This is a genomic window from Paraburkholderia sp. BR10872 (assembly GCF_040965835.1).
In the GTDB taxonomy this organism is placed as follows: Bacteria; Pseudomonadota; Gammaproteobacteria; order Burkholderiales; family Burkholderiaceae; genus Paraburkholderia; species Paraburkholderia nodosa_A.
In genome coordinates, this window is the sequence record NZ_JBFRCN010000001.1 from 303,202 (window position 1) to 323,975 (window position 20,774).

General features: G+C 62.3%; 20 protein-coding genes and 1 pseudogene. 10 read left to right on the forward strand and 11 right to left on the reverse strand.

Annotated elements, in window-relative coordinates:
- Positions 1-10 precede the first annotated feature (10 nt).
- The 3 genes from AB4Y43_RS01695 to AB4Y43_RS01705 form a co-directional block, all read right to left on the reverse strand.
- Entirely contained in the window at positions 11-325 is a 315-nt protein-coding gene (locus tag AB4Y43_RS01695) for a DUF4148 domain-containing protein (protein ID WP_368602160.1), read from the reverse strand.
- 162 nt (positions 326-487) lie between these two features.
- A complete protein-coding gene (locus tag AB4Y43_RS01700) occupies positions 488-979 on the reverse strand; it encodes an aminoacyl-tRNA deacylase (protein WP_069266391.1) in 492 nt (163 codons plus the stop codon).
- Positions 980-1,107: 128 nt separating this feature from the next.
- Positions 1,108-1,428: a DUF4148 domain-containing protein gene (locus AB4Y43_RS01705; RefSeq protein ID WP_368726875.1), complete on the reverse strand. Its 321-nt coding sequence runs from the start codon at positions 1,426-1,428 to the stop codon at positions 1,108-1,110.
- 307 nt (positions 1,429-1,735) lie between these two features.
- Here AB4Y43_RS01705 and AB4Y43_RS01710 point away from each other — a divergent pair, with 307 nt between their 5' ends.
- Positions 1,736-2,887 (forward strand): MFS transporter, encoded by a 1,152-nt coding sequence (locus AB4Y43_RS01710; RefSeq protein WP_069266389.1) that lies wholly within the window; start codon positions 1,736-1,738, stop codon positions 2,885-2,887.
- A 56-nt stretch (positions 2,888-2,943) separates the two neighbouring features.
- Here the strand turns inward: AB4Y43_RS01710 and ccsB are convergent, their stop codons facing one another.
- The 4 genes from ccsB to AB4Y43_RS01730 all read right to left on the reverse strand — a co-directional run bounded on the left by ccsB (position 2,944) and on the right by AB4Y43_RS01730 (position 7,976).
- Entirely contained in the window at positions 2,944-4,134 is a 1,191-nt protein-coding gene (ccsB, locus tag AB4Y43_RS01715) for a c-type cytochrome biogenesis protein CcsB (protein ID WP_368726915.1), read from the reverse strand.
- An 88-nt stretch (positions 4,135-4,222) separates the two neighbouring features.
- Positions 4,223-4,894: a cytochrome c gene (locus AB4Y43_RS01720; protein ID WP_368602159.1), complete on the reverse strand. Its 672-nt coding sequence runs from the start codon at positions 4,892-4,894 to the stop codon at positions 4,223-4,225.
- Between the two features lie 52 nt (positions 4,895-4,946).
- Entirely contained in the window at positions 4,947-6,335 is a 1,389-nt protein-coding gene (locus AB4Y43_RS01725) for a cytochrome C (protein WP_069266386.1), read from the reverse strand.
- A 573-nt stretch (positions 6,336-6,908) separates the two neighbouring features.
- On the reverse strand, positions 6,909-7,976 hold the full coding sequence (locus AB4Y43_RS01730) for a purine nucleoside permease (protein WP_368602158.1): 1,068 nt from the start codon (positions 7,974-7,976) through the stop codon (positions 6,909-6,911).
- Positions 7,977-8,017: 41 nt separating this feature from the next.
- Here AB4Y43_RS01730 and AB4Y43_RS01735 point away from each other — a divergent pair, with 41 nt between their 5' ends.
- Positions 8,018-9,622, forward strand: coding sequence for a metallophosphoesterase (locus AB4Y43_RS01735; protein ID WP_368726876.1), 1,605 nt, complete (start codon positions 8,018-8,020; stop codon positions 9,620-9,622).
- Between the two features lie 469 nt (positions 9,623-10,091).
- Here AB4Y43_RS01735 and AB4Y43_RS01740 read toward each other — a convergent pair whose 3' ends face one another.
- Positions 10,092-10,301 (reverse strand): hypothetical protein, encoded by a 210-nt coding sequence (locus AB4Y43_RS01740; RefSeq protein WP_368726877.1) that lies wholly within the window; start codon positions 10,299-10,301, stop codon positions 10,092-10,094.
- Here AB4Y43_RS01740 and AB4Y43_RS01745 point away from each other — a divergent pair.
- Positions 10,291-10,995: a hypothetical protein gene (locus AB4Y43_RS01745; RefSeq protein ID WP_368726878.1), complete on the forward strand. Its 705-nt coding sequence runs from the start codon at positions 10,291-10,293 to the stop codon at positions 10,993-10,995. The two genes, AB4Y43_RS01740 and AB4Y43_RS01745, sit on opposite strands and share 11 nt — an antisense overlap.
- A 427-nt stretch (positions 10,996-11,422) precedes the next feature.
- Here AB4Y43_RS01745 and AB4Y43_RS01750 read toward each other — a convergent pair.
- Positions 11,423-11,795 (reverse strand): annotated as a pseudogene (locus AB4Y43_RS01750) (PaaI family thioesterase); the annotation flags it as partial.
- 11 nt (positions 11,796-11,806) lie between these two features.
- Positions 11,807-12,043: a hypothetical protein gene (locus AB4Y43_RS01755; protein ID WP_342947246.1), complete on the reverse strand. Its 237-nt coding sequence runs from the start codon at positions 12,041-12,043 to the stop codon at positions 11,807-11,809.
- A 137-nt stretch (positions 12,044-12,180) separates the two neighbouring features.
- Between AB4Y43_RS01755 and AB4Y43_RS01760 the strand changes: the two genes are divergently transcribed.
- Positions 12,181-12,489 (forward strand): DUF4148 domain-containing protein, encoded by a 309-nt coding sequence (locus tag AB4Y43_RS01760; protein WP_342947245.1) that lies wholly within the window; start codon positions 12,181-12,183, stop codon positions 12,487-12,489.
- A 24-nt stretch (positions 12,490-12,513) separates the two neighbouring features.
- Here AB4Y43_RS01760 and AB4Y43_RS01765 read toward each other — a convergent pair whose 3' ends face one another.
- On the reverse strand, positions 12,514-13,347 hold the full coding sequence (locus tag AB4Y43_RS01765; RefSeq protein WP_368726879.1) for an oxidoreductase: 834 nt from the start codon (positions 13,345-13,347) through the stop codon (positions 12,514-12,516).
- Between the two features lie 94 nt (positions 13,348-13,441).
- On the opposite strand from AB4Y43_RS01765, the gene AB4Y43_RS01770 reads away from it, so the two are divergent.
- From AB4Y43_RS01770 to AB4Y43_RS01795, 6 genes are all read left to right on the forward strand, one after another.
- Positions 13,442-14,413 carry an AraC family transcriptional regulator N-terminal domain-containing protein gene (locus AB4Y43_RS01770; RefSeq protein WP_368726880.1) on the forward strand — a complete coding sequence of 324 codons (972 nt, stop codon included), beginning with the start codon at positions 13,442-13,444 and terminating at the stop codon, positions 14,411-14,413.
- Positions 14,414-14,873: 460 nt separating this feature from the next.
- A complete protein-coding gene (locus tag AB4Y43_RS01775) occupies positions 14,874-15,962 on the forward strand; it encodes an ABC transporter ATP-binding protein (RefSeq protein ID WP_368726881.1) in 1,089 nt (362 codons plus the stop codon).
- Positions 15,952-16,878, forward strand: coding sequence for a carbohydrate ABC transporter permease (locus AB4Y43_RS01780; protein WP_368726882.1), 927 nt, complete (start codon positions 15,952-15,954; stop codon positions 16,876-16,878). The genes AB4Y43_RS01775 and AB4Y43_RS01780 overlap by 11 nt, the downstream gene beginning before the upstream one ends.
- A complete protein-coding gene (locus tag AB4Y43_RS01785; RefSeq protein WP_368726883.1) occupies positions 16,875-17,738 on the forward strand; it encodes a carbohydrate ABC transporter permease in 864 nt (287 codons plus the stop codon). The genes AB4Y43_RS01780 and AB4Y43_RS01785 overlap by 4 nt, the downstream gene beginning before the upstream one ends.
- A gap of 115 nt (positions 17,739-17,853) precedes the next feature.
- Complete coding sequence (locus AB4Y43_RS01790) at positions 17,854-19,185, forward strand: extracellular solute-binding protein (protein ID WP_069266376.1); 1,332 nt, start codon at positions 17,854-17,856, stop codon at positions 19,183-19,185.
- Between the two features lie 74 nt (positions 19,186-19,259).
- On the forward strand, positions 19,260-20,771 hold the full coding sequence (locus tag AB4Y43_RS01795; RefSeq protein ID WP_069266375.1) for an alpha-N-arabinofuranosidase: 1,512 nt from the start codon (positions 19,260-19,262) through the stop codon (positions 20,769-20,771).
- Positions 20,772-20,774: the final 3 nt, after the last annotated feature.

Here is a 20,774-nt window from a genome sequence, read left to right on the forward strand (position 1 = left end):
CATTCGGCCGCTATTGACTGGCTCCCTGCCCAATCCCCGCCTTTTTTTGCGCGTTCTGGAGATCCTGCGGATAGTTCTGATCATTGGCGCGGCCGGGTTGATAGCCCGCGGCCTCCAGCTTCTTCAATTCGGCGTTCTTTTTCGCCCGGGCTTCCTTTCGGGCCTGCTTGCGCTCCGCTTTGGTTGGCTTCGCGGACGACGCGCCCCCCGGCACTGCGACATTGGCTGCACCCGAAGCGTCGTCCTGCGCGAAGGTTGGTGTCACTGTGCCACTCCCAAGCGATGCCGCGACGAGCAGGGCCGATATTTGTCTGGCGATAGGCATTTTCTCTCCTGTTCCCGGTTAATTGATACGATTGCGAGGACGGCGCCGTTAATCGTTGCTTACGCAACCACCCATGCGCACGAAACCAGGACGCGATTGCCCCGGCGCGATGTGGTCAATCGGCACCGCCCCCGCCTGAACGTACGCAGTTCGACTACTCACTCACGCACGTCCACCCATGCCTCGCATGCGTCTTGCGAAATGGGCTCGCTCCGCGTCGTCCATTAGCGCCAGAAACTGGTCCCCGTCCATATGAACCAGTTCTTCGTGATCGCCCGCCTCGAAGTAGACGTCCGGCTGGCCGGCCAGGTTCGTCTCGAGGTAGGTTTTCATCCCATACGCCGCACAGATCGGCGGCAGCGCCCCCGCATCGCAGTCCTTGAACAGCTCACGCAGCTCGTCTTCCGTAGCAAGGCCGAGCCTGCGCCCTGTCTTGTTCCAAAGCTCGGACAATTGCACGGCATAGGTTGACGGCAGCACGACGGCCACATAGCCGTGCTCGTCCTCGAGCAGCACCGTTTTTGCTAGACGGTCGCCGGGAATGTGCGCCGCAGCAGCACTTTCCATGCTCGAATGGCTGTATGGGTGGCGCACGATTTCGTAGCGTGAGCCCTTGCTGCGCAGGCGCTCCTGCAAAGTGGTCGACATCGACATGGCACACCTCCTGTCGAATGCGGAGAAGAAAACCAGCCTCCACTAATCCTTTCAGGATAGTCCACTCGCGAGAGACCCGGTAGCAGAACTCCGCGTTGTTGCCGGGAAGTGGAGCGAATCCACCTTTCTCACCCGGGCGCAGACGGGTGGCACTCCGTGTTGAACCAATAGTCGACCACGTGCTGCGCCGCCTGCAGATCGTCTGGGTAGTACGGGTCGTCGTACCAGGGTGACGGGTTGTAACCCGCTTTCCTCAGGGCCGCCAGTTCGCTTTGGTGCTGCGCCATCGTCGGGGGCGCGTTGCTTCTGAGCGCAGCCAGGTCACGGCACTCGGTTGGGCTCAGATGTGGCCCGCTTTGTTGCACGCTTTGTGACACGCCGATGGCACATCCCGCCAGCAGGAGCGCCAACGCAGTCAGCGTCGGGGACATTCTCGAGAGGCTCTTCATGGCGCATCTCCACGCGTCTGATGGGCGCAGCGCAACCCGGGGTTCCATCGCGCCGCAACTCCATGTTACGTGCATGCGAGCCAACGGGCAGGCGAGGCGGAAACACGAATCAGTCGCGACCGATGCAGCCGCAACGCATGGAAGAACTGCGGTAGGATCAGCTTGCTGCACGAGCCGCTGCTGGTGACGGCATTGGACATTGTCGTCATCGCCCTCACGTGGCACGAGTACACGTATCTCCGGAGCAAGCGCAGTGCTGCCTGAGACGCCCGCTACCTCACGCATCCCCATTCCCCGCGCGGTACGCATGCTGGGATACGTGAGCCTTTTCATGGACCTTTCCTCCGAACTCATTCACGCGCTGCTACCTGTCTTCCTCGTCACCACGATGGGTATGAGCGTGAGCGCGCTGGGCTTGCTCGAAGGGGCCGCCGAAGCGACGGCGATGATCGTCAGGATCTTCTCGGGCCCCGTGAGCGACTGGCTCGGCAAGCGCAAGGCGCTGTTGCTGCTCGGCTACGGGCTGGGCGCGCTGTCCAAGCCGCTTTTTCCGCTGGCGCACACGCCCGCGCTTGTCGCGGTGGCGCGTCTCATCGACCGTGCCGGCAAGGGAATTCGCGGTGCGCCGCGCGACGCGCTCCTCGCGGATGTCGCGCCGCCGGAGATTCGCGGTGCGTGCTATGGGCTCAGACAGTCGATGGATACGATAGGCGCGTTCGCCGGGCCCCTCGTGGCCATCGTGCTGATGCTGCGCTTCTCGGATCACATCCGCGCCGTCCTCTGGTTCGCTGTCGTGCCAGCCGTCATTGCGGTCGGTCTGATTGTGTTCGGCATCGAGGAGCCGGCTCATGAACAGGCGTCTCGCAGCTTCCGGTCACCGCTGCGCTGGAAAGCGTTGCGGGAATTTCCGGGGCGCTACTGGTTCGTGGTCGCGATAGGCGCGACCTTCACCCTCGCGCGCTTCAGCGAAGCGTTCCTTGTGTTGCGCGCCCAGCAGACCGGCATCGATATCGCGTGGATTCCCGGCGTGATGGTGGTGATGAGTCTCGCCTATGCACTTAGTGCGTACCCCGCGGGCGCGCTGTCCGATCGAACCGACCGTCGCGTTTTGCTTGCGCTCGGCATCGTCACACTGATCGCGGCGGATCTGGTGCTCGGCGCGAGTGCGTCGATCATCACCGTGCTCATCGGCGTCGCACTGTGGGGCCTGCACATGGGGCTCACGCAAGGCCTTCTCGCTGCGATGGTCGCCGAAACCGCGCCGCAATCGCTCAGGGGCACGGCGTTCGGCGTCTTCAATCTCGCAAGCGGCATCTGCCTGCTGTTTGCAAGCGTCATCGCCGGCTGGTTGTGGGATCGGCACGGCGCGTCCACCACATTCTTTGCCGGCGCCGTCCTGGCACTGCTCCCCCTCGTAATGTGCCGCTTCGCACCGCGCCTCGCGAAGCTCAAACCCTGATAGGGCCTTGTGGCGAGAACAGAAGCTTCATACGTCATCGCATTCGTTCGTTATCCTCATAGGCGGCCGTAGCTATGCAACCCGGACAGGAACATATTCACCCCGAGGAATGCGAAGGCGGTGACCATCAGGCCCGTGAGCGCCCACCACGCGGCAACATGCCCCCGCAACCCCTTCATCAGCCGCATATGCAGCCAGGCCGCATAATTCAGCCAGACGATCAGCGCCCACGTTTCCTTCGGATCCCAGCTCCAGTAACCGCCCCACGCCTCGGCGGCCCACAGCGCGCCGAGAATCGTCGCAATGGTGAAAAACCCAAAACCGACAGCGGTCGACTTGTACATGACGTCGTCGAGCACATCGAGCGTCGGCAGCCGGTCCGACAGCACACCCCGCTCCTTCAGCAGGTACGCCACGCCGACCATTGCGGACAGCGCAAAACTGCCGTAGCCGATGAAGTTGGCCGGGACGTGAATCTTCATCCACCAGCTTTGTAGCGCCGGCACCAGCGGCTGGATCTGCTGCGCGTCGCGTGCGATCGAGTACCACATCAGGAACCCGACCGACGCGCTGATCACGAGCAACACGAAGGCGCCAAGCGCGCGCGTGTTGTAGTGCTCCTCGTAGTACAGGTAAAAGAGCGCCGTGATCACGCAGAACAGCACGAACACTTCATAGAGATTCGAAATCGGAATGTGGCCGACGTCCGCACCGATCAGATACGACTCATACCACCGCACCATCATCCCGACGAAACCCATCAATACCGCGGCCCACGTCAGTTTCGAGCCGATTGCGCCGCCAGACGGCGAGCGCGACAGCGTGCCCAGCCAGTAAAACAAGGTGGCGAGCACGAAAAGCACGCTCATCCAGAGAATGGCCGACTGGCTGGACAGGCAATACTTCAGGAAGAACGTGCTGTTGGCGCGCCCCAGGTCGCCCTGGTACAACTGGATTGCAAACAGCGACAGCGCTGCGATTGCCGCGATCAGCAGCCGTGCCGGCTTCCAGCGCCAGCCGAGCACGACGAAGGCCGGCACCGAGCACACCAGCACCAGTTGGTCATAGACGCTCATGTACGCGTGGTAGCGCGACAAGGCAAAGCCAGCGCCTCCAACCATCGCAAGGGCAAACAGCCAGTCGAATGCACCGAGGCGCCTCGCAAAGGGGCGTTCGTCGGACAGCAGGCTCGTTTGAGCCGCTCGCCACGTGGATCGTGGCCGATGTAGTGCCGCTGGCGTCGCCATCGCAGCATCGGAAGACGGTGAGGATGATTTCATGGCATTCGCTATTCAAAGACGACGTCGAAAGATCGCGGTCTGCGCGCCTGATTGCTCATCGATCGTCTGCCGGACTGACGGACGCCTCCCCTTCCGGCGGGAACACCTCGACGTAGGCCGCGACGGCACGCATGTCACGGTCCGACATGTTGGCGCACACAGCCTTCATGACTGCGCCGCGAGGCCGGGTATCCGTTTGCTGGAAGACCTTGAGCTGCTTCATGACGTAGTCCGCGTGCTGGCCCGCGAGCCGGGGAAACTGATTTATCCCTTCGCCATGCTGTCCATGGCAAGCCATGCACGCCGAGACGCCCTTGTCCGGCAGGCCCGAATGATAGATCGCGTTGCCTTCGTTGATGAGCGCGAGATCGCTCGCTTCGCCGAGAACCGCGGGTTGACTCGAGAAGTACGTCGCGAGCTCGTCGATCTGCGCGTCGGTCAAATGGGTGAATCCCCACATGAAACGCTGCGCATTCGGGTCGGCCCGCGAATGACTCTTGAAGTCCGTCAGTTGATCGACCAGATATTCCTTGCGCTGCCCGGCGAGCTTCGGAAACGTAGGCGACACCGAAACGCCGTTCACACCATGGCAGTTCGAGCACACCTGCAAGGCGATGGTCTTTCCGCGCACCTGCGGGTTATCGACCTGTCGCGAATGCTCGAGGTCCTGACACGCCGACCCGGCCAGCAGCATCCCAATGGAGACGATATGCGTCACCTTGTTCATGGCAACAACCTCCTTGCTGCAGCCTTTGCTGTCCCCGGTAGCCACTGGGACATCACCATGAAGCAGCCCACAGATAGATGAAAAGCGTGTCGTTGTCTCTCGCATTACGGCCCGCGCCGTCGTAATTCGACGTCGCACCGAGAAATTTGGTGTAGTGCGTGTACTGAATACCTATCCGGATGCGTTGATTCGGTATCCAGAATATTTCTGGCGTCCATCCCTGCGTATTGGGGTGGAAATTCGCGCTGGCCGCGTAGGCTGTGCTGTCTGGACTACCTGTCGTATTGAAGAACGAAAGACTGAACCCGTACTTGGCCTGATACACATACGATGCCTTGATCCTCAACGAGTCGAGATTCCCCGACGTGCTGTCGCTCAGGACCAGATTATTCGGATCGTGGACGTTCTCACGCACGTAGCGGGCTTGCGCGGTGATCGTGTGCGGCTCGAGCAGGTACTCGTACTGCGCGTCCACGCCGTAATCGCGGTAGCGCGTCACGCCCTGCGTAAAGATCGGGAACTGGTTCGAGTCGTTCGGATAGATGTTCACGTTCAACAGGAACGCGCCGACCATTGCGCTATGAGGCCCCCAGTCCCGCGTCAACGCAATGCGTGCATACGGGTTGTAACCGCGCAGATAAATTTGCGGGTGAGCCGCGTTTCCTTCCCGGTTGCCGTGACTCATGAACGACCAGATGCCATCGGCCGTGCTGTACGCGGTCAGTTCGGCGTAGACCGTCTTGTTCCAGTACAGGTAGCCGCCGAAACCCACCACCTGCGACGCAAGACTTCCTTCGATAACGGGAAGATTGGGGATTTTGGCAACCGGACTGATCGTCGATGAAATGTACGGATAACCCCATGCCGGCGCGGAGTTCCAGACATCCTGCACGGTTGGATTGTTGTGCAGCGTTGCTCCGAGGATCAGGTCGTTCGCTTCGCCCATGATCCGGTCCACGAACCGGAAGTCTGTATTGTCGGATGCCCAGTGGCCTTCCCATTTGTTCGTTTCGCCATTCTGATGGTCGTAGTTCGTGTAGGTGAACTGCGTAAATGCACCAATTTTGTCGGTGATCTTTCCGGCAAGAAAGATGCTCGCAAAGTCGAAGATCGGCAGACCATTCTTGGTGTTGATGGTGTTGCCGCTCGCATCAGTATTGACTCGCGTCTGGCTCAGATTGCCGATTGCCATTGCGGCAATCGGGATCGTGCGTTCACCGAGCGTATAACCGGTGAGCTTGAACATTCGCCCATATGGCGTGAGCTCAGGAAATTGTCCTCCGGCGTGGCAAGCCACACAACTCTGGCCGGTTTGGCGCGCGAAGATCGGCAGCGCGTGTGCGATGGTCGCCGGCAACAACGCGAGCAACACGAATGCGAGTGCCCAGCCACAGAACAGCCAGTGATGAAATGCTGCATGACTGACGAGTAACTTTGTCATGGCTGCCACTCCTGCGCCGCATGGAGCAAATACATCGCGTCGGCAGTGAGAGCTGGAGTCCGTATTCCGTGTGCCGCGGCGATCGAGGAGCGCGAGGCTCCAGCTGGTGAAACCGTTCACGATGAACCCTTTGCACGCACGCGACGTCTTCATTGTGCAAACGCGCAATCAGAATCGCGATGGGTCAACCCCCTCTATTTTTGGTAGGGGGCTCGCTAGCGACATGAACTGAATGCGGACAGTAAACGTGAAGTTTCCATTCGACACCTCCTGCGCGTACGATGGACCTGATCGATCATGACGGGTCGCGCAGCGTTGCTTCGCGCGACTCGCGTCCTGCGTAAACGAGAAGGCACCTCGAATATTCCCGCCGGGTTGTGGCGCGCCAATGGAAAGGCATCCGAAAGAATGCCTGGATAGATGAAGAAAGTTGAGCCGGTGCCGCAAGACGCCACCGGCCTGCGCTGGTTTACACGTGACCACCGCCCACGACGCAGCACATGAATCAATGGCGCAGACACGCGATGCGTGCGCGGGCCGGCACCCGGCCCGCGTCACCGCACCTCAAATGCGTTACCGCTGCGGTACGCCGTTGCGCCACTCGCCCCAATGCGTGACGATGTCCTGAACCAGCGGATTGCCCGCGAGGAACAGATTATCGATCGCGATCGTGAAGCCGCCTTGCGACGCGTAGTTGAGCAGATTATCGGCGCTCGACTGGCCCGCATACGGCCGGTCGAAGTCCGAGCCGGCGCGCAGCACCGCGACGCGATTCAGGTCGACGCGATGCACGTTTGCCGCACGCGTCAGCGCCTCGAAGGTGGCGTTGTCCTCCTGCTGCGTCGTGCAATAGGTGCCCTTGCCGTCGGTCAGGATCTTCGTCCATTGCCGCGCTCGCTCGCCGAGGTCGGTGCCTGACCACCAGGTGTCGCCCGCGAGCGTGTCGCACTGGATCACGCTCGGCGGACGGTTCGCGGGTGCATAGCTGTACCTGGCGCGCGCGGCCTGCGCCTGGGCGTCGTCGGTGAGCGTCACGTTGCGAGACAGCGCGAATGCCGCCTTCGTGAGCGCGGGGTTCAACTGGAACACTTCGGTGCGATAGTCGAGCGGCGGCTTCTGCGTCGGGCCCGTCGTGTTGATGCCGAGATAGCCGGTGTTCCAGCCCGCCGGAATTTCGCGTCCGTCGATCTCCCACTGAATCCCGAAGTCGACGAGCCAGTTCGCCCACGCAGCGGAACCCACGGTCCCCTGAAGCGGATCGATACCGGCGATGCCCGCCACCATGAAGTATGTGTGGCGCAAGTCGAAACGCGGCGAGAACGTCAGCGCCATGATCGACGCGGCGGCGTTCGCGTGCCCCATGCCCGTCGTCATCACACAGATATCCTGCCGGTTGCAATGCACGGCCGGGTAATCGGGGGACAGACCCGCGACGGTGATGTCCTGCCACGGTCCGAGATGATCGAGCCACACCTGCCCTTCCGGACCGAACATCGAAATGATCATCACCTTGACTGCTCGGCCATGCGACGCGTCGTCGTCCTGCGCGAAGCTGTCTTCGGCATGCGCGATGGCAGGTGCAGCGGCCGCGCCGGCCACGAGCAACGATGAAATCACTGCGCCAAAAGCACGATTTAGCATAAAAGGTCCCACCTGTCATGTAAGAACCGCGGTTACGAAACGTGAATCGCGTGCCGTGTTGTCGACTGATGTCATGGTTTTTTCTCGGCGTGCAGCGTGGGACCTGGGCATGCGCCATTCAGGCGAGAGTGAGTATAAGCGGAGAAAAAAATCGCCTGTTACGACCTGCAACGACTACGACTGAACCTCTCCCGCAAGCCACCGTCTCACCCGGAGCATTCGGCAGGGGATCGCGTCAGTCAAACGCGGTCCCGCCTTTCAACCGCGATCGGAGGAAACAAAACATGCCAAAGAAGCGCTCAGTTCGAACGTCAGCCAGCAATGGCAGTGACGGCGGCAACGGCCGCGTTCTCGCCGCCCCCGTCTTCTCGCAGCCGCAGCCAACGCCAGATCCGCAAACCTTCATCGTCAGGCACGCCTCCGATGTGGCGGCCTACCGGATGATCGACGAACTCAACCGCGAGCACAAACTCAAGGCCCTTCCGTTTCCTGCGCCGCGCGGCGGCGTCGAGCCCCGCCTGACACTCGCGGACGTGATCGACAACGATCAGACCGTCCTCGACCAGATCAACGCGAACGCACAGATCGTTTTTCACTCGACGGGCGATTGCGGCAGTACCCGCGGCCCCAAAACGCAGAACGAAGTCTCCGACAAGATGGTCAGCGACTTCGACGAAACCGATCCTGCCGAAGTGCCGCAATTCAACTTTCTGCTGGGCGACATTGTCTACAGCTTCGGCGAAGCGCAGTACTACTACGACCAGTTCTACGAACCCTATCGCGACTATCACGCACCGATCCTCGCCGTTGCCGGCAATCATGACGGGATGATCTCGCCTTTGCAGCACGAAAAGAGTTTGCAGGCGTTTCTGCGAAACTTCTGCTCCGACTGCTTTCAGGTCTCCCCCGATGCAGGCAATCTTTCACGTACTGCGCAAATTCAGCCGGGCGTCTTCTTTACATTCGAAGCGCCGTTCGTGCGCATCATCGCGTTGTATAGCAATACGCTCGAAGATCCTGGCGTGATCTCGAACAGCGACATCGGCAACAGCCAGCTGAAGTTTCTCAAGGCGGCGTTGACGCGGGTGAAAAAGGAGGGCTACAGGGGCGCATTACTGTTCGCGCATCATCATCCGCCGTATGTCGCTCGCGGACGTCACGGCTGGAGTATCGAGATGCAGCAGCAGATCGATGCGATATGCGAAGAGGTGGGCGTATGGCCTCATGCCGATCTTGCGGGACACGCGCACAACTATCAGCGCTTTACTCGCACGCGTCCGGACGGCACCCACATTCCGTACATCGTGTGCGGCAACGGCGGACACAACGTACAACGACTGACCACCAACGGGCAACCGCCGCTTCGTGCACCGCAGCTGATCCAGGCCGCAACGAAGACCACCGATGCCGTGGTCATCGAAAACTACGACGACCAGAATTACGGCTATTTGCGCATCGTCGCAAACGCCACGCAGTTGCGCATCGAATATCACGCTGCCGTCGACGGACCGTATACCAAAGCGCCCGACGACCAGGTGACCGTCGATCTGGCCACACGCCAGCTTTCCCACTACGTGGCCCGCAATGCTGGCATACCGGCACTCGCCACGCGCATCCGCGAATTTGCGCAAAGCGGGAAACTCTGACGCCGATCGGAACGTCAGCCCCGGTGTTCCGAGGAATTCTGTGGCTCCTCCAGGTTCCTCTTCTCCGGAATCTGCGCACGGTTCATGCTGTCCCGGCGATTGATAAAGACTCTTATTCAAGCCCGCCCCTCGACGGGGATCACACGCATGACGTGTGGTCAGATCCGTACATGACGCCTGGAGACTTTGCCGATGCCAATTCTTCAAAATGCCATCGGCGAAAACACCCAACCGTACCAGGAAACGCCAGGGTGAGCGCGGCTGCATCGGGCGATGCATCGTATTTTTCGTAGTTATCCTTACTAGAATCGATTCCCCTGCTCATCGTGGCACATCGTATGCGCGAGACGGCTGCTGGCCTACGCGCAGAATTCGAGCGTGCACCGGCGCACTTTCGAAGCGGTTTGTAGGAAGAAAGGGGCGGACGATGAACCGAGCGACGAAATACACGGCGACATGGGTGGTGGCTTTAGCGCTGTCCGGTGCGGCTTACGCAGCGGCGGGTGGCAACGGCGGCGGCGGCGGCGGTGGCGGCCACGGTGGCGGCGCGGGCGGCAACGGCGGTGGCCACGGTGCTGGCGCAGGCGCAGGCGTGGGTGGCAACGGCAACGGCAACGGCAATGGCAATGGCAATGGCAATGGCAACGGCAATGGCAATGGCAACGGCAATGGCGGCCACGGTGCGGGCGTCGGTGCGGGCGTCGGTGCGGGCGTCGGTGCGGGCGTCGGTGCGGGCGTCGGTGCGGGCGTGGGTGGCAATGGCGCGGGGGTCGGTGCGGGCGTCGGTGCGGGTGTGGGTGGCAACGGTGCAGGTGCGGGATCGGGAGCGGGCTCCGGCGGCAATGGTGCCGGGTCAGGCGGCAACGGTGCGGGCTCGGGAGGCAGCGGTTCCGGCTCCGGTGGTGCCGGTGCCGGGGCCGGTTCGGGCGGCGCGGGTGCCGGCGCGGGTGCGGGCTCCGGCGGCAATGGTGCGGGCTCGGGGGGTAGCGGTTCCGGCTCCGGTGGCGCCGGTGCCGGTTCGGGTGGCGGCGGTGCCGGTTCGGGTGGCGGCGGTGCCGGTTCGGGTGGCGGCGGTGCCGGTTCGGGTGGCGCCGGTGCCGGTTCGGGTGGCGCCGGTGCCGGTTCGGGTGGCGCCGGTGCCGGTTCGGGTGGCGCCGGTGCCGGTTCGGGTGGCAATGGTGCGGGTTCGGGAGGGGGCGGCCACGGTGCCGGCAGCTCTGGCGCAGGCAGCTCTGGCGCAGGCAGCTCCGGTGCAGGCAATTCGGGCACGGGTAGCGCAGGTGGAGGCGCCGGCGGTGGTAATGCGAGTGCTGGCGGCCCTGGCGTGGCATCGGCCAGCGCCCTGGGAAGCATGTTCGCCCGGCTGCGCATGAGGCAGAACGTAGTCGCGGTAATGCCCCGGACCGCGCCGAACTCCATCGCGCACCCCGCGCCGGCAACATACGGCCAACCGAGGGCGGGTGCGGGCGGGAGCACAAACGCCTCCTCGACGGCGACCTCGGATACCGGCTACGGCCCGCCAGGCGCCGTTGGCACGGGCACGGGCACTCGTAGTACGGCAGCCGCCATACCGGTCAGCAGCCAGTACGGCCCGCCGGGTGGCGTCAGCCCGAGTCCCGGTTCGGGTCCCTGGGGCGGCTTCGCCGTGGATACGGGCGGTATTGAACCACCGATCCTGACCCCCAACGGGCCGGTCAAGTGATCGAGGACGGCTGCCACGCCGAAGCGTCATAGCGACAGGGTTGGTGCTGCCGTTGCATCTTCCGCTTCTTGGGGTGGTTCCAGGCGAGTATTTCCGGATCAGCGAGTGATGCTTACGCCCGGCTCGATGGGTTGAGCCGGGATGTGCCCTCTCTTCAAAAAGCAGGTTGCGGTAGCGGTCGCTAACAGCTTTCCATCGAAGGACTTCAATGTACCCTCCGAGGTCGCGATGTTTCGAGAGATGTGGACCGAGCGAGCCTCGGCCACCAGATCCTGACCGATCGGTACGGGTCGCAACATCTAGACTTGCAGATCGATCGTGCCGTATCCAACGCCCGCTTCCAGCATCGAATGAACTGCGCAGCCCGTTGCGGAGTCGAGTACCGTTGCCGCGAAGCCGCCGTGGACGCCGCCAGGAGGGTTGAAATGTTGCTTCCCCGCGCGCTGAAAGCTTTACATAGCCTGGATCGACGTCCAGAAACGTCATCGGTGGAATACATTGCTATGTCGTCGTCCTTGCTTGCGTCGCGCCGAAGTCAGCGCGACCGCAGATCGCTCGACAGCGTCGGCGATCCGCTTCGACAGCGCCGGATCCGGCACCGCGCGCGCCAGCGTGACTCCGCCCGACAACATCGCAAGCAGCGCGATCGCACGGTCGTCGCGCACCGCGCCGGGTTCGTCGGGCAGCCCCGCCGAGACCTCCTCGATCGAGCGGCGCAACTCTGCCTCATAGGCTTCGCGAGTCTTTCGGTATCTACTGCGCCTCCCCCGCGACTGGTCTAAGGCAAAATAACGCGGAAATCACGCGCGACGGGTGGCACCGCTCGTCGCGCCAATCGCACGCGTGGAGATGCGCCATGGAACGCCGCCCGAAAAACCGCTTCATGCTGACGGCGTTGGCGCTCCAGCTGGCTGGATGTGCCGCCGGCGGCGTCCCACCAGGCGGGCCACATCTGAGCGCAACGGAGTGCCGTGACCTCGCCGCACTCAGGAGCAACGCGCCTCCGACGATGGCGCAACACCAAAGCGAGGTTGCAGCGTTGAGGAAGGCAGGCTACGCCCCGTCACCATGGAACGACCCGTACTACCCCGAGGATCTACAAGTGGCGCAGCACCGGGTCGAGCAGTGGTTTGCAACGGAGTGCCAGCAGTCTCAAGCCGGGTGAGAAGCCCCGATACACCGGCAATCTTCAGCCGTCAGTCGAGACCGTAACGCTCTCCCAGGCACGAATTTCGTCTTCCAGCGCCGACAGCTTGCCCCTCACGAGCCCCAGTGCATCGCTACCGAGCAAAAGATGCGCGGGCGGGTGGTCCGCGGCAATTGCGGCAAGCATTGCGCGTGCAGCCTTTTGGGGATCGCCCAGTTGTTTGCCGCTTTTCTCCTCGCGCGCTTTGCGGACAGGGTCGAATATCGCGTCGTAATCCGGGATCGAACGCGGCGTCCGTTGCATCGAGCGACCGGCCCAGTCGGTGCGGAAGGAGCCAGGTGCGACGGCTGTCACCGCGATGCCCAAAGCCTTGACCTCTTTACCCAGCGCCTCGGAAATGCCCTCCAGTGCGAACTTGCTCCCGCAGTAATAACTGATGCCCGGCATGGTGATATAGCCGCCCATCGACGTGATGTTCAGAATGTGGCCACGTCTGCGCGCACGCATGAACGGCAAAACCGCCTTCATCATGGCGACAGCGCCAAACACATTGACGTCGAACTGTCTGCGCATTTCGGCCAGCGGCGATTCTTCCATGACGCCTTCATGCCCGTAGCCGGCGTTGTTGACCAACACGTCGACCGGCCCGACGCTCGCCTCGATTTCCTCGACGATACCGTCGATCACATCGAAGTCGGTCACATCGAGCACGCGTGCGAATGCGCAATCCGCAGAGAGAGACTCGAACTCGCGCTTCGCCTCCACACTTCTCACGGTACCGACGACTTTGTGACCTGCCACAAGCGCCTCTTGCGCAAGCGCGCGGCCAAAGCCGCTGCTTACGCCAGTGATGAGCAGAATTTTGCCGGACTCCATTGAAGCTTCTCCCGAATGTTGGCTGGTGAGTGCATACTAGTCTGACGCGCGGAGCGCGCAAAGCAAAATTCCGCTATTTTTCTTGCCTAAAACTATGAGCACGAAGCGGGCCTCTACCCACAATCCCGACCTCCCGTCGCGCAGCCGCAAGCGCATCATTGCGTTGCTTCGCGCGTTGGCGCCCGAGGAGGGCTATAACCTCACCGCGCTGCCCGGCGTGCGTATTCTGCGTTCGAACCGGCCGCTGTCACGCACGCCGGTGCTCTACGACCCCGGCATCGTGATCGTTTGCCAGGGGAGCAAGCGAGGCTATTTCGGCGACCATCTCTACCTGTACGACGAACAGCACTATCTCGCCGTGTCCGTGCCGGTGCCGTTCAGCATGGAAACCGATGCGACCGAGCAGCGGCCATTGCTTGCGCTCTACTTGCATCTCGATTTCACGCTGGCCGCGGAACTGGCGGTACAGATCGATCGCGAAGGCGTAACCGGGCACGTGCAAGCGCCCCAAAGCATGATGTCGACGCGGATGGATGACGCAATGCAGGTATCTGTGCTGCGCTTGCTCGAAGCGATGCATCGGCCTCTCGAAGCCGCAGTATTGGGCCCGTGCCTGCTGCGCGAACTCTATTTCCGGGTGCTCACAGGCGCACAAGGCGGTTCGATGCGCGAGGCTTTGGCGATGCGCGGTCAGTTCGGCCGAATTGGCAGATCGCTACGCATGATCCATGCCGGCTATGCAAAGCCGCTGGACGTGATGCAGTTGGCGCAAGAAGCGGGCATGAGCGTTCCGAGCTTCCATAGCCACTTCAAGGCGATCACACAGGTTTCGCCTATGCAGTACGTCAAGTCGATGCGTTTGCATCAGGCTCGTCTGTTGATGCTCCGCCAGGACCTGACCGCCGAAGCAGCGAGCCTCGCAGTGGGTTACACAAGTGCATCCCAGTTCAGCAGGGAGTTCAAAAGACTCTTCGGCCTGACGCCTGCAGCGGAAACGAAGCGGATGCGCGCGAGCTTTGCCATTCCGGAGCCGTTAGCGGATGCGATATATGTTTCGTCGCATTGAGTCTGGCTCGCTTTGGGCTTAATGGGCGACAACGCTGCGGAAACGATGTCAACGGGCAGAGCCCGCGCTCTGTCACGGTTGTTCCAACAGATCCCGTTTCCGCATTAATTCTCTCAGTATTCCAAATTAATATTCGCGCGATCTACTTACGCAGACATTTCGCTAGCCCTCTCCGTTCTGATAGGTGTGGAATGCCGCGGCACAGGCTACAGTTTGCATCGAGGGCGCCCCTGCGTCCTCTCTTGGTGTCTCCTCAAACCTCTTGCCCGCCTCGTGCGGGTATTTTTTTGCCTCGCGAATACGCGCGCGCAATCACCCTCCTCTTCGACGCAATACGCATAAACCCATTATTTGGGACGTCGAATGATTAAGTGTTTACACGAATGGGTTAGCACGCCACTCTTTTCATAATATCAACGCACTGAATGCGGCGGTACGAGACTACTCCACAGGAGGCACCGTGACGGGCATCCGACTGAGCGGCGTAACGAAGCGGTATGGCGAAACCGAGGTGATCACCGGCCTCGACCTCGACATTCAATCCGGTGAGTTCCTCGTCTTCCTCGGCCCTTCGGGTTGCGGGAAATCCACCTTGCTGCGCATGATCGCCGGCCTCGAAACCGTGAGCGACGGCCAGATCGACATTGGCGAGCGGCGCGTGAACGACCAGCCGCCAGGCAAGCGCGGCGTGGCGATGGTGTTCCAGCACTACGCGCTCTACCCACACATGACCGTGTACGACAACATGGCGTTCGGCCTGCGCAATACCGGCGTGAGCGCGGGCGAAGTCGACCAGCGCATCAACGAGGCCGCGCGCATGCTCGAACTCAGCCCGCTGCTGCAGCGCCGCCCTGCCCAGCTTTCGGGCGGCCAGCGCCAGCGCGTCGCCATCGGCCGCGCCGTCGTCAAGGAACCCGAAGCATTTCTCTTCGACGAGCCACTCTCCAACCTCGACGCCGCGTTGCGCACCCGCACGCGGCTCGAGCTCGCGCGCATTCATCAGCGCCTGCACTCCACCATGGTGTTCGTCACGCACGATCAGGTGGAGGCCATGACGCTCGCCACGCGCATCGTCGTCATGAACCGCGGGCGTATCGAGCAGATCGGCGCACCGCTCGACATCTACAAGCGGCCCGCCACGCGCTTCGTCGCGGGCTTCATCGGCACGCCGGCCATGAACTTCATCGATGTCGAGCGCGTTGGCGACAACGGGGGCCGGCTAATCGTCGCTCTGCCGTTCGATGGCGTTGAGGCGCCCACCGCGATTGCCGCGGCGAGCCTGCCAGCAGGCAAGCTCACGCTGGGCGTGCGTGCCGAACACGTGCTGCTGGACCCGCAAGGGCCGCTGGTCGGCCGCGCCGAAGTCATCGAACGGCTGGGCGACCGCTCGCTCGCGCATGTGAGCATGCCCAACGGTCAATTGCTCGTGGCCGAATTGCCGCGCGCACGCGAGCTCGAAATCGAGACGGGCGACACCATCCGCATGAGTCTCGACGCAGCCCACCTGCATGTGTTCGATGAAACTGGCAAGGCCTGGCATGGCCTCTAACCGCTCGCTCGCCATGCGGCTTCCGCAATCGCGCAAGGGCCGGCGGCGCAACCTGCGGGCGCCGTGGTCCAACGCGCTGTTCGTGCTGCCCTTCGTGATCGTCTACGTCCTGTTGCTGATCGTTCCGCTGTGCTTTGGCTGGTGGCTCAGCCTGCAACGCGTGGATTTGCTCGCCGGCACGAGCGAATTCATCGGCATTCGCAACTATCTCGACCTCACCCTCGACCCGATCTTCCGCGGCGCGCTGCGCAACACGTTCTACTTCGTCATCCTCACGGTTCCCGTGTTCGTGCTGCTCGGCCTCGCGCTCGCGCTGGTGCTGAACCGGCCAGGGCGCTTCGGCGCCGCGCTGCGCGCGCTCTTTTTCGGCTCTTCCGTGTTATCGGTCACAATCGTCACGCTGGTCTGGAAACTCGTGATGATGCCCGGCAACGGCCTGCTCGCCGACCTGAGCCACGCGCTCCATTTGCCGGAATTCGTTCCGTTGATGCACGAGGCCACCGCGCTGCCCGCCATCGCCGTCGTCACGGTCTGGTGGATCATGGGCCTGCCGATGATGCTGTTCCTGGCCGCGCTCCAGCAGATTCCGCAGGAACTCTACGAGGCCGCGGCGCTCGACAGCGCCTCGCGCTGGCGCACGTTCACGAACATCACGTTGCCTTCCATCTGGCGCACCGTCGCGCTCGTGGCGGTGATCGAAGCCGTGCTGCATTTTCAATTGTTCGGCCAGGCCCAGTTGCTCACGGACGGCGGCCCGAACAATTCCACGCGACCGCTCGTGCAATTCATCTACGAAACCGGCTTCCGCCAATGGTCGTTCGGCTATTCCGCCGCCGCCGCGCAAGTGCTGTTCGCGCTGATGCTGATCGGCGTGGTTGCACAGGCCTGGCTTCTGCGCAAGAAGGAGAGGGCATGAGCACGCTCGCTTTCGAAACCCGCTCCCGCGGTTCGCTGACGGGCCGCATGGGCGACCGCCTGATGCTGGGCGCCGTGGTCATGCTCGCGCTTTTCTGGATCACCCCGCTCGTCTGGGTGCTGTGCCTCTCGTTCAAGCCGAATGCATTTCTCGAACGGCACACCGACGTGCTCTTTTCGCCGCCCTTCACGCTGCAGAACTACACGAACATCCTCAACACCTCGGCGGTGGGCGGGTGGCTCGTCAACAGCCTCATCGTTTCGATCGGCCAGACGCTGCTCACGCTCGTGATCGCCTCGCTCGCTGGCTATGGCTTCGCGCGCACCGAGTTTCCCGGCAAGCGTTATATCTACGTGCTTTGCCTTTGCGGACTCGCGGTGCCCGAACAGGCGCTCGTGATTCCTTTGCACCATATCTTCGCCACGCTCGACTGGCACAACACCTATGGCGCGCTGATCCTGCCGCGCCTTGCCTCGCCGTTCGGCGTCTATCTCATGACGCAGTACTTCAAGGCCGTGCCCATCGAGATCGAGGAGGCCGCCTTGCTCGACAATGCCTCGCGCTTCAAGGTGTTCTGGCGCGTTGTGCTGCCGCTTTCGCTGCCGGCGCAGGCTACGCTCGCCATCTTCACGTTTCTCAGTGCGTGGAACGACTATCTCTGGCCGCTCGTCTCCGCGTCCAAGCCCGAGATGTACACGCTGACGATCGGGCTCGCCTCCACGCAAGGCAATTTCGCGCAGTCCGAGGGCATCGGCTACCTCATGGCGCAGGCCGTCTTCGCCGGCTTGCCCATCTTCGTGCTATATCTGTTCTTCCAGAAGTACATCGTGGCGGCCGTGGCCGGCACCGCAGTTCGGTAGGCGGTGACCCCGAACCATACATCGGCCGGTCGCCAATTGATTCGTAGTACAAACAAAACGATCCACTGGTAGCACGTGAACAACGCGCCAGCGGGGTCTTGCACAGGAGAGAGACATGAGAAGATCGTTGGTGCGCGGTGTACTCACGCTGGCTGCGCTCGGCCTCGCGGCGACCTTGACCGCGCCGGCCCACGCCAAAACGGAAATCACACTGTCACGCTTTTTCGGCGCCTGCGACGCCGAATACGGCAAGGTCAATGACGTGAGCCAGGCCTCGGGCGAATGCGGCATCATCACGACGCTCGTGAACCAGTTCAACGCGACGAATAAGGAAGACATCGTCGTCAAGCCGCAGATCATCGAGTGGGCGCCCTACTATACGCAGATCGATGCGCGCATTCTGAGCCGCGACGTGCCGACCATCTCAGTCATGCACGAGGCGGTCCTGGGCGACTACGTGAAGCGCAATCTGGTCGAGCCGCTCGACGACGGCTTCAAGTCGGTCGGCGTAGACACCAACGATTTCACGCCCCAGGCCCACCGCGCCGTGACGTTCGGCGGTAAGACCTATGCGCTGCCGTTCGACACGCATTCGTGGCTCTGGCACATCAACGTCAACCTGTTCAAGAAGGCGGGACTCGTCGACGCGAGCGGCAAGCCCATCCTGCCGAAAACGCCCGACGAACTGCTTGCGCAGGCGAAGCAGTTCAAGGACAAGACGGGTCTGCCCTACTTCGCCGTGCCGATCGCCAATGAATCGGCCGCGCAAACGCGCACGTTCGACACGTGGGTCTATCAGCAAAATGGCACGCTGTTCCCCGCCGGCCCGACGAAGATCGACATGCACACGCCGGCAGCCGCCAACGCGCTCACGCTCTACGACAAGCTCATGAAGGCGGGCGACGTCACGCCGGGGCTCGACTATGGCGCTGCCAACCAGGCGTTCGAGAACGGCAAGGCCGGCGTGCTGATGGTCGGCACGTGGATGATCGAGGACTTCACGAATCTCGCGAAGAAGCCCGATTCCCCGCTCGCGAATGGCTACGACGTGGTGCCGTTCCCGAATCTGTATCAGAAGAAGGCGGTCTGGGCAGACGGCCATTCGTGGGTCATGCTCAAGGGCGGCGCGAAGGACGAAAAGACGCGCCACGCCGCGCTCGTCTTCCTCAAGTTCCTCTACGACCACGATGGCGACTGGGCGCGCACCGGCCATCTGCCCGCGCGCCAGTCGATCATCACGAGCGCCACGTTCAACGCGCTGCCGCATCGCGCCGAAATCAAGGAAATCTCCACCACCGGTTACGCACTGCCGAACACGGTGCCGCGCCAGTTCGCGATCCAGCAGATCGTGGGCGAAGAGATCAGCAACATGCTCTCGACCGGCAAGTCGGTCGCCGACGTGCAGAAGGAAGCCGAACAACGCACCAACGCCCTGCTCGCGCGATAACGCCACGTTAGGTCCGCGCCCGCCCGGCGCGGCCGCCTCACTTCACACCGCTACAGGACGGATAGAGGAACACCATGATCGCTTCCCGCCTCATCGTCGATCGCGACTTCGTCATTTCTGAGCTAGACCGGCGCCTGTTCGGCGTCTTCGTCGAGCACATGGGCCGCTGCGTCTATACCGGCATCTTCGAGCCCGGCCATCCGGACGCCGACGAGCGCGGCTACCGCAAGGACGTGATGGCGCTCACGCGCGAACTCGGCCCGACGATCGTGCGTTACCCTGGCGGCAATTTCCTCTCGGGCTACAACTGGGAAGACGGCGTGGGACCGCGCGAAAAACGCCCGCGCCGGCTCGATCTCGCGTGGTACTCCACCGAAACCAACCAGTTCGGCACGAACGAATTCATCGAATGGTGCCGCTCGCTCGACATCGAACCCATGTACGGCGTGAACCTCGGCACGCGCGGCCCCGACGAAGCGCGTCGCTTCGTCGAATACTGCAATCATCCAGGCGGCACGGCGCTCTCCGACCTGCGCCGCGAGCACGGCTATGAACAGCCCCACGACATCAAGTTCTGGTGTCTCGGCAATGAAATGGACGGCCCGTGGCAGATCTGCCGCAAGACCGCCGAAGAATATGGGCGCGCTGCGCTCGAGACGGCCAAGCTCATGCGCTCGGTCGACCCGACCATTCAGCTCGCCGCGTGCGGTTCCTCCACGCACGAAATGCCCACCTACGGCGCGTGGGAGGACCGCGTGCTCGACCATTGCTTCGAGCAGGTCGATTTCATTTCGCTACATACTTACTTCGAGAACCGGCGCGATTCGACCGCGGAATTCTTCGGCAACATCGAAGTGATGGATCTATTCATCAAGGAAATCGTCTCGGTGGCGGACAGCGTGGCCGCGCGCAAGCATTCGTCCAAGCGCATCATGCTTTCATTCGACGAATGGAATGTCTGGTACAAGGCGCGCACCATCAACGACCTGCGCAAGCCGGGCTGGCCCGAGGCGCCACGGCTGATCGAGGAGGTCTACAACCACGAAGACGCGCTCGTGGTGGGCGGCGCGCTGATCACCATGATGAACAATTCGGACCGCGTGAAGACCGCCTGTCTCGCACAACTCGTCAACGTGATCGGGCCGATCATGACGGAGCCTGGCGGCCGCGCTTGGCGCCAGACCATCTTCCATCCGTTCGCGCAGGCCTCGAAATTCGGCCATGGCCGCGTGCTCAAACCGGTGATCGATTCTCCCACCTATGAAGCGGAAACCTTTCCGGAGATCCCCTATCTTTGCGCAGCGGTGGTGGACGATCGCGTCACGGGCACGACGACCCTCTTCGCGCTCAACCGCCACCTGAGCGACGAAATGGAACTCGATGTCGAGCTGCGCGGGCTCGGCAAGGAACGTACGCTCGATCACGCGCTCGAGTTGTATCATGCCAACATGAAAGCGGTGAACACGGTGGAAGCGCCAACGACGGTGGCGCCGGCAGTGAACAACGCCGTGACGGTCGAGGGGGAACGCGTGCGCGCGAAGCTCAAACCGGGCTCGTGGAACGTGATTGTGACGACCGCCCGATAACAC

Bases quoted from the DNA above. Each gene is read 5' to 3' on its own strand.
- AB4Y43_RS01695 (WP_368602160.1), bottom strand. From the start codon at position 325: ATGCCTATCGCCAGACAAATATCGGCCCTGCTCGTCGCGGCATCGCTT.
- AB4Y43_RS01700 (WP_069266391.1), bottom strand. From the start codon at position 979: ATGTCGATGTCGACCACTTTGCAGGAGCGCCTGCGCAGCAAGGGCTCA.
- AB4Y43_RS01705 (WP_368726875.1), bottom strand. From the start codon at position 1,428: ATGAAGAGCCTCTCGAGAATGTCCCCGACGCTGACTGCGTTGGCGCTC.
- AB4Y43_RS01710 (WP_069266389.1), top strand. From the start codon at position 1,736: ATGCTGGGATACGTGAGCCTTTTCATGGACCTTTCCTCCGAACTCATT.
- ccsB (WP_368726915.1), bottom strand. From the start codon at position 4,134: ATGGCGACGCCAGCGGCACTACATCGGCCACGATCCACGTGGCGAGCG.
- AB4Y43_RS01720 (WP_368602159.1), bottom strand. From the start codon at position 4,894: ATGAACAAGGTGACGCATATCGTCTCCATTGGGATGCTGCTGGCCGGG.
- AB4Y43_RS01725 (WP_069266386.1), bottom strand. From the start codon at position 6,335: ATGACAAAGTTACTCGTCAGTCATGCAGCATTTCATCACTGGCTGTTC.
- AB4Y43_RS01730 (WP_368602158.1), bottom strand. From the start codon at position 7,976: ATGCTAAATCGTGCTTTTGGCGCAGTGATTTCATCGTTGCTCGTGGCC.
- AB4Y43_RS01745 (WP_368726878.1), top strand. From the start codon at position 10,291: ATGGCGGCCACGGTGCGGGCGTCGGTGCGGGCGTCGGTGCGGGCGTCG.
- AB4Y43_RS01760 (WP_342947245.1), top strand. From the start codon at position 12,181: ATGGAACGCCGCCCGAAAAACCGCTTCATGCTGACGGCGTTGGCGCTC.
- AB4Y43_RS01765 (WP_368726879.1), bottom strand. From the start codon at position 13,347: ATGGAGTCCGGCAAAATTCTGCTCATCACTGGCGTAAGCAGCGGCTTT.
- AB4Y43_RS01770 (WP_368726880.1), top strand. From the start codon at position 13,442: ATGAGCACGAAGCGGGCCTCTACCCACAATCCCGACCTCCCGTCGCGC.
- AB4Y43_RS01780 (WP_368726882.1), top strand. From the start codon at position 15,952: ATGGCCTCTAACCGCTCGCTCGCCATGCGGCTTCCGCAATCGCGCAAG.
- AB4Y43_RS01785 (WP_368726883.1), top strand. From the start codon at position 16,875: ATGAGCACGCTCGCTTTCGAAACCCGCTCCCGCGGTTCGCTGACGGGC.
- AB4Y43_RS01790 (WP_069266376.1), top strand. From the start codon at position 17,854: ATGAGAAGATCGTTGGTGCGCGGTGTACTCACGCTGGCTGCGCTCGGC.
- AB4Y43_RS01795 (WP_069266375.1), top strand. From the start codon at position 19,260: ATGATCGCTTCCCGCCTCATCGTCGATCGCGACTTCGTCATTTCTGAG.